General features: G+C 51.4%; 10 protein-coding genes. 4 read left to right on the forward strand and 6 right to left on the reverse strand.

The annotated features are described in order from the left end of the window. Positions 1 to 161: 161 nt before the first annotated feature. Positions 162 to 815 carry a toxin-antitoxin system YwqK family antitoxin gene (locus Q0Y46_RS14450; protein ID WP_297948451.1) on the reverse strand — a complete coding sequence of 218 codons (654 nt, stop codon included), beginning with the start codon at positions 813 to 815 and terminating at the stop codon, positions 162 to 164. 103 nt (positions 816 to 918) lie between these two features. Between Q0Y46_RS14450 and Q0Y46_RS14455 the strand changes: the two genes are divergently transcribed. From Q0Y46_RS14455 to Q0Y46_RS14465, 3 genes are all read left to right on the forward strand, one after another. Continuing rightward, the gene (locus Q0Y46_RS14455) at positions 919 to 2,424 is read left to right on the forward strand and encodes a radical SAM protein (protein WP_297948454.1); all 1,506 of its coding nucleotides are present in this window, start codon (positions 919 to 921) and stop codon (positions 2,422 to 2,424) included. Positions 2,425 to 2,568: 144 nt separating this feature from the next. After that, on the forward strand, positions 2,569 to 3,537 hold the full coding sequence (locus Q0Y46_RS14460; RefSeq protein ID WP_297948457.1) for a hypothetical protein: 969 nt from the start codon (positions 2,569 to 2,571) through the stop codon (positions 3,535 to 3,537). Positions 3,538 to 3,599: 62 nt separating this feature from the next. After that, positions 3,600 to 4,427, forward strand: coding sequence for a hypothetical protein (locus tag Q0Y46_RS14465; protein WP_297948461.1), 828 nt, complete (start codon positions 3,600 to 3,602; stop codon positions 4,425 to 4,427). A 112-nt stretch (positions 4,428 to 4,539) separates the two neighbouring features. Here the strand turns inward: Q0Y46_RS14465 and Q0Y46_RS14470 are convergent, their stop codons facing one another. The 3 genes from Q0Y46_RS14470 to Q0Y46_RS14480 all read right to left on the reverse strand — a co-directional run bounded on the left by Q0Y46_RS14470 (position 4,540) and on the right by Q0Y46_RS14480 (position 7,215). Continuing rightward, positions 4,540 to 5,751, reverse strand: coding sequence for an acetylornithine/succinylornithine family transaminase (locus tag Q0Y46_RS14470; RefSeq protein WP_297948464.1), 1,212 nt, complete (start codon positions 5,749 to 5,751; stop codon positions 4,540 to 4,542). Beyond that, the gene (gene argB / locus Q0Y46_RS14475; RefSeq protein WP_295678295.1) at positions 5,732 to 6,508 is read right to left on the reverse strand and encodes an acetylglutamate kinase; all 777 of its coding nucleotides are present in this window, start codon (positions 6,506 to 6,508) and stop codon (positions 5,732 to 5,734) included. Before argB ends, Q0Y46_RS14470 begins: the two co-directional genes overlap by 20 nt. Positions 6,509 to 6,582: 74 nt before the next feature. Next, the gene (locus Q0Y46_RS14480; protein ID WP_297948469.1) at positions 6,583 to 7,215 is read right to left on the reverse strand and encodes a hypothetical protein; all 633 of its coding nucleotides are present in this window, start codon (positions 7,213 to 7,215) and stop codon (positions 6,583 to 6,585) included. Positions 7,216 to 7,396: 181 nt separating this feature from the next. On the opposite strand from Q0Y46_RS14480, the gene Q0Y46_RS14485 reads away from it, so the two are divergent. Next, positions 7,397 to 7,594, forward strand: coding sequence for a ferredoxin (locus Q0Y46_RS14485; RefSeq protein WP_088636941.1), 198 nt, complete (start codon positions 7,397 to 7,399; stop codon positions 7,592 to 7,594). A 92-nt stretch (positions 7,595 to 7,686) separates the two neighbouring features. Here Q0Y46_RS14485 and Q0Y46_RS14490 read toward each other — a convergent pair whose 3' ends face one another. Both Q0Y46_RS14490 and Q0Y46_RS14495 read right to left on the reverse strand, forming a co-directional pair. Beyond that, on the reverse strand, positions 7,687 to 8,319 hold the full coding sequence (locus Q0Y46_RS14490) for a hypothetical protein (RefSeq protein WP_295678291.1): 633 nt from the start codon (positions 8,317 to 8,319) through the stop codon (positions 7,687 to 7,689). Between the two features lie 167 nt (positions 8,320 to 8,486). Further along, a partial coding sequence (locus Q0Y46_RS14495) for a helix-hairpin-helix domain-containing protein (RefSeq protein WP_297948473.1) occupies positions 8,487 to 9,958 on the reverse strand: 1,472 nt, incomplete at its 5' end.

Here is a 9,958-nt window from a genome sequence, read left to right on the forward strand (position 1 = left end):
TAGCCTCTACTCTCTAGTCTCTAGCCTCTTTTTAGTTAGTGGTTGGTGGTTAGGGAAAACTTGTCATTGCGAAGGGCAAAGCCCTGAAGCAATCTCCGTCTGTTACCTCAGAGTGCGAAGCACGACCTCATACCTCATACCTCATACCTCATAGCTCACTGCTAGAAACTACAATTCTTGACGCAGCGGTTATTCTGGAACTCGGCTTCCATCGTCAACACGCCTTTTTGATAACGACGGTAAATGCCGTTGCGAATTCCACGCACGAAATCCATTTCTTCTTTTAACGCGCCCAGTTCATCGAACATCTGGGCTCTGCCGTGAATTTGCCCTTTCTCGTAGGGGATCCGGCGGACGAGGACTCCTTTTTCGTTCCATTCCTCGCTTGCCCCGTCAAGGATTCCGGCCTTGTAGGATTCACGGAGCGCACGCACACCGTTTTCGTGGAACGAAATGGAAAAACCTTCTTCTATGCCGTTCTTATAGCCGATGGTTTTCCAGACTTTGCCATTCTCGTAATAGCTGCGGAAAACACCGTCCAGCTTTCCCGCCACGTAAGGGGCCTCAATGGCCACGTTGCCGTTCGGGTGGTACGTCACGGAGACTCCGTCGCGAGTTTCTGTACCATGCAACACATAATAGACACGGGATACCGAACCATTATCGAACTTGGTGACAATCGTATCGTGCGTAACCTCGGCAGGCTTTGCGCTGCCGATATCCGCCACATGGCCCGCAGCATTTCCTGCGGGTGCAGCAATAACAGGAACGCTTACGACGCCCCAAACAACCAGCATGAAAAGAAGATTTTTCATCGGCGGAAAATCTAGCTATTTTTCGCTCTGTTTTTATAAGACAAGAAACAGCATCAACAAAGATGTAGCTATTTTTGCAACTGATTGTATCATGTACGAGTCTATGCGCATTACCTTTTTAAATCCGCCGTTTCATCCGATGTTTAGCCGCGAGTCGCGCAGTCCGTGCGTGACCAAGTCCTCTACCCTTTACTGGCCCATGTTCCTGAGCTATGCCGCAGGCACAGTCGAAGCCGACGGGAACGACATCCAGCTCATAGACAGCCCCGCCATGGAGCTCAACCTTCCGCACACTCTGGAAGGCATCAAGATATTCGACCCCGCTCTTGTCGTATGCAGCACTAGCACTCCAAGCATCTTGAACGACCTCAAGGTGGTACACGCCATTAAAGAAGCGCTTCCGAACGTGAAGGTCGCCATCATGGGGACTCATGCTACGGCAGAACCGCTCGAATCCATGGAAATGGAACCGAGCCTTGACTTCGTAATTATCGGCGAGGCAGACTACACCGCAAGGAACCTCGTACGCTACTTGCGCGGCGACATCAAGGACATCGCCAGCATCGCGGGCCTCGCCTTCCGCAAAGAAGACGGCTCTGTAGACTTCCAGCCCGAAGGCCCGAAAATCGAGAACCTGGACGAGCTCCCGTGGGTTTCGAAGGTTTACCGCAAGCACCTTTACAGCTGCTACAAAAAATATTTCTACGGCGCAAACCTCAACCCGCTGATTGTGATTCTCTCGGGTCGCGGTTGCCCGAACCGCTGCAGCTACTGCGTGATTCCGCAGACGCTCAACGGCCACAAGTTCCGCCGCCGCACGCCCAAAGACGTGGTCGACGAACTGCAGTACATCAAGGACAACTTCGAAGACCTCGGCGAAGTCTTCTTCGAAGACGATACGTTCACTGCAAGCCACGAACATGTGCGCGAAATCTGCAACCTGATTTTGGAACGCGGTCTCAAGATTACTTGGAGCTGCAACGCCCGCGCCGATGTCCCGCTCGATTTGCTCAAACTCATGAAGAAGGCCGGTGGCCGCGAAATGTGCGTGGGCTTCGAAAGTGCCTCCCCCGTGGTGCTTGAGAACATCCACAAGGGCGTGAAGAACACCGACAAGGCCATTGAGTTCACCAAGAACGCCCGCAAAGCAGGGCTCCTGGTACACGGTTGCTTCATGGTCGGTAACCCAGGAGACACTCCGGAAACACTCCGCATGACGCTCGACTACGCCAAGAAGTTGAACCCCAACACAGCGCAGTTCTACCCCATCATGGCTTACCCCGGCACCGAAGCTTACAAGGAAGCCCTCGAGAGCGGCGCATTGCAGACAAAAGATTATAATCAGTGGCTCGACAAGGACGGGTTCCACCGCACCACCATCCAGCGCGGAGAACTCACCAGCCAGGCGCTTGTGGACTTCTGCGACAAGGCACGCCGTGAATTCTACCTGCGTCCGAGTTACATCCTGCGTCAGGGAATCATGGCCATCAAGAACCCGCGCGAGCGCTACCGCGTGATGCGTGGATTCGGGACTCTCGTGAAGCACCTGTTCCGCAAGCACGGACAGCTCGCTCCCGTGGCCCGCCAGGCCCCGACAATCAAGGAATAGCCCCTCCATTCCATTAATGGAATGGGGCTCTCATGGATTCCTTCGAAATCCCTGTACATTCTCCGTAATTTTTGTAACTTTTTTATTACATTTATTGAACTTTCTCCTTAATTATTCTAACTTGGAGTAAAAGGAGATCCACCAATGAGGAACCCCATTGAGAAAGTCTGCATATTTGGAGTATTAATCCTTGCTGCATTGTTTTGGTGCTGTTCAACAGAATCCGAGGTTGTAGCGGTCGGTGATGACGACCTCAATGGATTGCATCTTATAGATGATTCCGTACTTGACGAAGATGCGACCGTCGACGATGACGAAGCCAACGCATCTAGTTCTTCCAAGAGCAAAACAAAAGAGACTTCTTCTTCATCCAAGAAATCGGATGCTGTCAGCAGTTCCTCAAAAAAATCAAAGACTAGCACAAGTTCTTCCAGCAAGAAGACTTCTGCATCCAGTTCTTCTAAGAAAACTTCTGCCGAGTCCTCTTCTGAAAAACAAAGCGATGACACAACAACCGTAAAATCATCCAGTTCTAGCAAGAAAGATTCTAGTTCCAGCAAAGACGATACCAGCGTGTCGAGTTCCAGCACAAAAGAATCCACCGATTCCACTGGAACCGAACAGTCCAGTTCCAGCGCAAGGAAGCCCCATGTTCCGGGCATGGAAGAAGAGAATAGTTCCTCTTCCAAGGAATCATCGTCATCCAAAAAAGAGTCTTCGTCCTCTGTCGTAGTACCGCCGCCGAGTTCCAGCAGTACAAACAACAATTCCAAAGACACGACGACTGTCGTTACCGATAAAGATAAAGAAGAAAACATGGAACAACTCGACAGTACCGAGCAAAAGGAAATCGAGGACCTGATCGACAGTGGCGATTCCTCCATTACCCAAATTGAATCGCCAGACAAGGTTAATGACGACGATCTTGATTTCGATAACAACGATTACTACTGCAAGACTCCGGACGGCACCTGGTACAGGCTGAAAGAAAACAAGGCCAAGACGTTCTGGAAAATTGTATGGGACATCGCCGTGTATATTTTGACGGGTCACCACTACTATGATTTCACAGAAGTTTGCGACGAAATGTACATAAGGCCTATAAATCGATAAAAAACCTTTAAGAGATTACAGACAACTGCTATATTTACGGAACTTTTTAACAGGAGCTAAATATGAAGTCCCTCAGTCATCTCATCGGTGTAAGTGCCATTCTCATGTTGGCCTTCACTTTCACCAACTGCACTACCGATTCTGAAGTCACGCAGATTCCAGCAAGCGAACTGGAAGACGATAACAGCGTCAGTTCAAGCAGCGCAGAAAAGGCCGAAACAAAGGCCAAATCCAGTTCTTCCAAGAAGGAAGAAGCAAAGTCTAGCGAATCCAAATCCAAGAAGAGCTCCGCCAGCAAGGACGACGAGAAAAAGGACAGCGCTAAAGACAAGTCTTCGTCTTCTTCTGTCAAGAACGATTCCGAAGATGAAGTTAGCAGTTCTTCTAGCAAAGAAGAAGAAGCAAAGTCCAGCTCCAGTGCCAGAAAGATTCGCGTGCCGGGCATGGAAGATGATGAAGACAACAACGACAACACAAGCAAGTCCTCTTCGAGCAGCTCCAAGCCGACAGCCAAGAGTTCTTCTTCGGAAGTCGCCAAGGACACCGTTAAGACAGACACAACAACTGTCGTGACCGACAAAGATAAAGAAAACAATATGGAAAAGCTCGACAGCGCCGAGCAGAAGGAAATCGAAGACCTCATCGACAGCGGCGACACCACCATTACCCAAATTGACTCACCCGACAAGGTTGAAAGCGACAGCCTTGATTTCGAAAACAACGATTACTACTGCAAGACTCCGGACGGCTCTTGGTACAGGCTGAAAGAAAACAAGGCCAAGACGTTCTGGAAGCTCGTGTGGGATTTCACCGTGTACATTTTCACGGGTCGCCACTACTACGACTTCACGAAGGTTTGCGAAGAACTCTACATGCGTCCGAAGAACTAATCTTCGATAGTCAGAAAGGATATCTAAAAGACCCGTTGGACAAGCCAACGGGTCTTTTGTTTTTAAACAAAAAAATGGCGGCCATGAAATCATGAACCGCCAATCTTTTAAATTACTTTGCCGTGTTAGCAGCGACTTCGAAAGCCTTGCCGAGCTTCGCAAGAGCCTCATCGCATTCCGCTTCGCTCACGTTCAGCGGCGGCAACATACGCAGCACGTTGCCCTTGGCGCTCAGCACCATGAGCTTTTCGGCGCGGGCAGCTGAGATGATGTTGCCCACCGGCATCGCTTCGTCGAGAGCCACACCGAGAATCAAGCCTTCGCCGCGGATTTCCTTGGCAAAGCTGTACTTTTCGGTAAGAGCCTTGAGACCAGCCTTAATCTGGGCAGAGCGTTCGGCGACATTCTTAAGGAGACCCGGAATCTGCTTCACGACAGCGAGACCTGCGGCACATGCAATCGGGTTACCGCCGAAAGTCGTGCCATGATCACCGGCCTTGAGCTGGTCGGCAATGTGCTGACGCAGGAGAACGGCACCGAGCGGGAGACCGCCACCGATACCCTTGGCAAGCGTTACGAGGTCCGGATTCAAGCCATACTTTTCGAAACCGAGGAAGGTTCCGAGACGGCCCACGCCAGCCTGCACTTCGTCGACAATCACGAGGCAGCCGCATTCCTTCTGCAAGCTGTTGATGGTCTCGACCATTTCCTTCGAAAGCGTCATTACGCCACCTTCGGCAGCGAGGCTTTCGAGCATGATCGCGCAAGTGTCCTTGTTGACTTCCTTCTTGAGGGCTTCGCAGTCGTTCCAAGTGACGTGTACGAAGTCACCCGGCATGGAGCCGAAGCCTTCGCGGATAGCCGGCTGACCCGTTGCAGAAAGAGCAGCAAAAGTACGGCCGTGGAAACTGTTCACGAACGTCACGATTTTCTGGCGATTCTTTTCACCCTTCCGATCGAAGTACTTACGTGCAAACTTAATAGCGCCTTCGTTGGCTTCGGTACCGGAGTTGCAGAAGAAAGCCTTGTCGAACTTGGTGATTTCGAGGAGGGCCTTGCCGAGTTCGATTTGCGGGTAGTTCGGGTAAAGGTTGCTGATGTGGTTGAAGTGGTTCATCTGTTCCACCACCGCATCCTTGATGGCCTGGTTCTGGTGACCGAGCGCATTCACGGCGATACCTGCCACGAAGTCCAGGTACTTGTTGCCCTGGTCGTCAAAGAGGTAAGAGCCTTCGCCCTTCACGAAGTTGATGTCTGCCTTGCCGTAGAGCGGCGCGATAATTTGTTTGTCCTGTTCCAACAGGTTAGCGCAAGATTGTGCCATAGTTTAAATCTCCATTAATTTGTTTGCCAAAGTGTTCCGCGTCCTTCCAACCCACGATGTGGATGCTCTTGAGTCCTCGTCGGATCGACTTGAAACTCTCGCGGACTTTGGGAATCATACCGCCGGAGATGACGCCAGCCTCGATCAGCTTTTCGGCGTCCGCTTCGCTCAGTTCGGGAATTACGTTCTTGTTTTCGTCCATCACGCCCGGCACGTCGCTCACCAGCACGAACTGGTCGGCTTCGAGCGCCACAGCCAGTTCACTTGCGGCGGTGTCGGCGTTCACGTTCCAGCTTTGGCCTTCGCCAATGGAAATCGGGCTGACCACCGGAGTCCAACCGGCACTCCACAGGTCAGCGACAATCTTCGGGTTCACCTGCTTGATTTCGCCCACCAGGCCAAGGTCCACCTTGCCCTGTTTCTTGACGACCTGGAACAGGTTGCCGTCCACGCCGGAAATGCCGATGGCGTTGCAGTTGTTGTTCAGCAACATGCGCACGAGCTTCTTGTTCACGTGGCCCGAGAGGGTCATCTCGACCATCTTCATGATGCCGGGGGTCGTGACTCGCAGCCCGTCGATGAATGTCGGTTGTTCCTTGAGCAAGGCGATATTCTCGTTGATATCCTTGCCGCCGCCGTGAACCACGGCCACCTGACAGCCGCTACCGGGAAGTGCAGAGACTGCCGACACAAAATCAGCGAGCTTGGCTTCGTCGATTGCCAGGCTGCCACCAATTTTTACAACCACTTTTTTCATCGCGGAAATATTCCTCTCGTTTTCTTTGAAAAATTCAACCCAAATTTAGAAAAAGAGATGAAAACGGCTAGGTTTCAATAACGGGAAATTAGAGGAAAATCCCCAAGCGGACCAAAGAATACCTTCAAGTAAAACTTTTTGGACCCCTTTTTCAAATCGTAGGAATCCAGGAAGGAATAGGAATAAGAGGCCGAAATCCTGGCCCAAAGGATATTCACGTTCAAATCGCCATGGGCGCGGAAATAGAGTTCACGCCCTGGACTGAAGGCGAACCAATCCGTATTGTAGCCCACACCGATGGAAACAGGAACGTATTTGCGCAAAATAAAAAATTCCAGAGTGGGGTTCAGCAAAGTTATCACAGCGAACGTAGGTGCAATAAGCGTACTGGAATTAAAAAAGAGAGCCGAAATAAACGAAGCCCCCAGAAGCGAACCATTCACGACCATTCCAGCACCGACCCTTGTGCATGAATCCGTTTCATCCGAAAGAAAATGGTTTCCTATCAATAGAGTATTCAGATATAAACCATTCACGATTTTCGCACCCATCCATACGCCAATAAAGGCATCGACATGGTTCGTCCAAGCAGTCAAATCCCCGCCAAGAGAAACCAAATAATCTGATTTCATTAAATCGTCGCTATAACGTTCAAAGATTCCTGTAGCCTTAACAGAATCGCCGTTCACCTCGGCGAAAGAGAACACACAAAAAACAAATATGAGGCATACAAGCTTACGCATTCGAGTAAAAAATATAAAACAATTATCAAAAGTGTTTTTTCGCCATTTCAATCACTTTTTTAAACTCCTTCTGCTTTTTTTTCTCCCAAAAGTCTTTTTTTTTGTATCTTTAGGTTAAATTCAACCATACACAAGAGGTAATTATATGGCAATCACGAAAGTTTGGCTCGACGAATCCAGCGACGAATGCGTCTCCTGCGGCGCCTGCGAAGCAACTTGCGACGCAGTGTTCAGCGTTCCCGAAAAGATGCAGGTGAAGGAAGGCGTCGATTTCTCCGCTTACGAAAGCGAAATCAAGGACGCTGCTGACAGCTGCCCGGCCGGCGTGATCAAGTACGAATAATTTAAAACGTCCGTACAACGAACAGAACCCCGAGGTTGTATCCAACCTCGGGGTTCGTTTTTTTAGAATGATTTTTCGAACTTAGTTTATCGCTAGAACGCAAGCGCTAAAGCTAGGCCACCTTGTTGGGTCGGAACCACCTGGAGTTGCAGAGCCATGTCGTAGCCCACTTCCAAGTTGTAAATGCGAATAGAGGAATCTACGTATTTGCCGGCGATATAGTAGAGCAAGACACCAACACCGGCAACACCCACGCCAGCCAAAGTGGCAGGCAAGCCAACGCCGCTTTCGCCCATAATCAAATTAACGACACCATAGCCAAAAGTGACTACACCAGCACCGGCCAAAACCACACCCGGATAAAAGAAAACCCTGGAAGTACGATATTCACTGGCCGATCTGGAGTTGGCATTCAATTCGTCAATAATGACATCTTGATCCACCTTGGTTTCTCCAAGGTACCAATCTTTTCCTTTACGCGAAATTTTACCTTTGAAATCACCCGAAGGAGCTTTTGCAACTTCCCCTTCAGAAGCCTCATCGGATGCGGATTCCTCGTCAGACGCCACTGATTCTTCGCTAGACGAAGCATCGTCGCTAGATTCATCCTGTTCGAGAGCCGTTTCTTCATCGGACGGCAGGGCCTCGTCGGCATCCTCCTGCGCAAACGCCAATGCAGCAGACATCATCAGCGAGAGAAAAAAGACGGAAATGGACGAACGCATAAAGCCTCCTATGTGTTTATCCCACGGCACCCAAGATAAAAATACCCCCCAACAAACGATAGTGCGGTAATTTTTGTGTAAAATTGTATTGACGAAAAAGATTTTTTAACACAAAAAATCGCCCCGGCGGGGCGATCTTTGTGAACTAACCTTTACTTGGTAAGGCGCTACTTGGCCTTTTTCATAATCTGCTTGAGCATGGAGTTGAGCTTGCCGACTTGGACAGGAGCGGCAGGCTTTTTCGGAGCAAAGCCCGGACGTTCCTTACCCGCAATCTTGTTCTTGAGGTCGGCGATAGTCGCGTGGCCCTGGATGCCGCCCTGCGGGCGTGCATTGCCGCGATTGTTATCGCGGCCGCGGCCACCGAAGTTGCCGCGGGGACCGCCAACTCGCTGGCCGCGAGGGCCACTGGCTCCCGCACCGGCAACGCCGTCGGTCTGTTCCTGCTTCATCGAGAGACTGATACGTTTCTGGTTCGCATCCACAGCGACCACGCGCACCTTCACGACGTCGCCCACGGTGAGGACTTCCTTCGCGTCGGTCACGTACTTGTCGCTGATTTCGGAAATGTGAACAAGGCCATCCTGGTGAACGCCGATATCCACAAACGCACCGAAGTTAGCGACGTTGGTCACGACACCTTCCATCCAGCTGCCCGTCACAAGGTCGTTGATAGTCTTGATGCGGTCATCGAACTTCGCATAACGGAATTCCTTACGCGGGTCACGGCTCGGTTTCTGGAGTTCCTTCAAGATATCTTCCAAGGTAGCCTTACCCACTTCGTCGGAGAGGAACTCGTCGAGCTTGATTGCCTTCACCGCTTCGGCATTGCCGACCATGTCCTTCACCGGAACGCCGACCTTTTCGGCCATCTGTTCCACGAGGGCGTAGTTTTCGGGGTGCACGGCGGAATCGTCGAGCGGGTTTTCAGCACCCGGGATGCGCATGAAGCCCGCAGCCTGTTCGAAGGCCTTCGGGCCGAATCCCTTCACCTTCTTCAAGTCGTCGCGGCTTGCAAAGGCGCCGTTCTCTTCGCGGTACTTCACAATCGCTTCGGAGAGCGTGTTGCTGAGGCCTGCCACATGAGAGAGGAGCGGGGCGGATGCGCTGTTCACGTCGACACCGACCATGTTCACGCAGCTTTCCACCACTTCGTCGAGACGCTTCTTGAGTTCGCGCTGGTTCACGTCGTGCTGGTACTGACCAACACCGATGGACTGCGGATCGACCTTCACGAGTTCGGCAAGCGGGTCCTGCAGGCGGCGACCAATAGAAATAGCGCCACGGGTCGTCACGTCTTCCTTCGGGAATTCCTGAATAGCAATCATGCTTGCGCTGTACACCGAAGCTCCGGCTTCGGAAACGATGACGCGCGGCGGCACCTTGCCCTTGAACTTGAGAGCCATCTCGCCACAGAAGGCATCGGTCTCGCGGCTTGCGGTACCGTTGCCGATAGCGATGAGGTCAATCTTATACTTGTCGATAAGCTGCATCAGGTAGACAGCCGCGCCAGCCTTGTCGTTGTGCGGTTCATGCGGCTTGATGATGCCGTGGTCCAAGAACTTGCCGTTCTCGTCGAGCACGGCCACCTTGCAACCCGTACGGAAACCCGGGTCGAGAGCGAGCACAGCCTTGTGGC

Source organism: uncultured Fibrobacter sp. (assembly GCF_947305105.1).
Taxonomy (GTDB): domain Bacteria; phylum Fibrobacterota; class Fibrobacteria; order Fibrobacterales; family Fibrobacteraceae; genus Fibrobacter.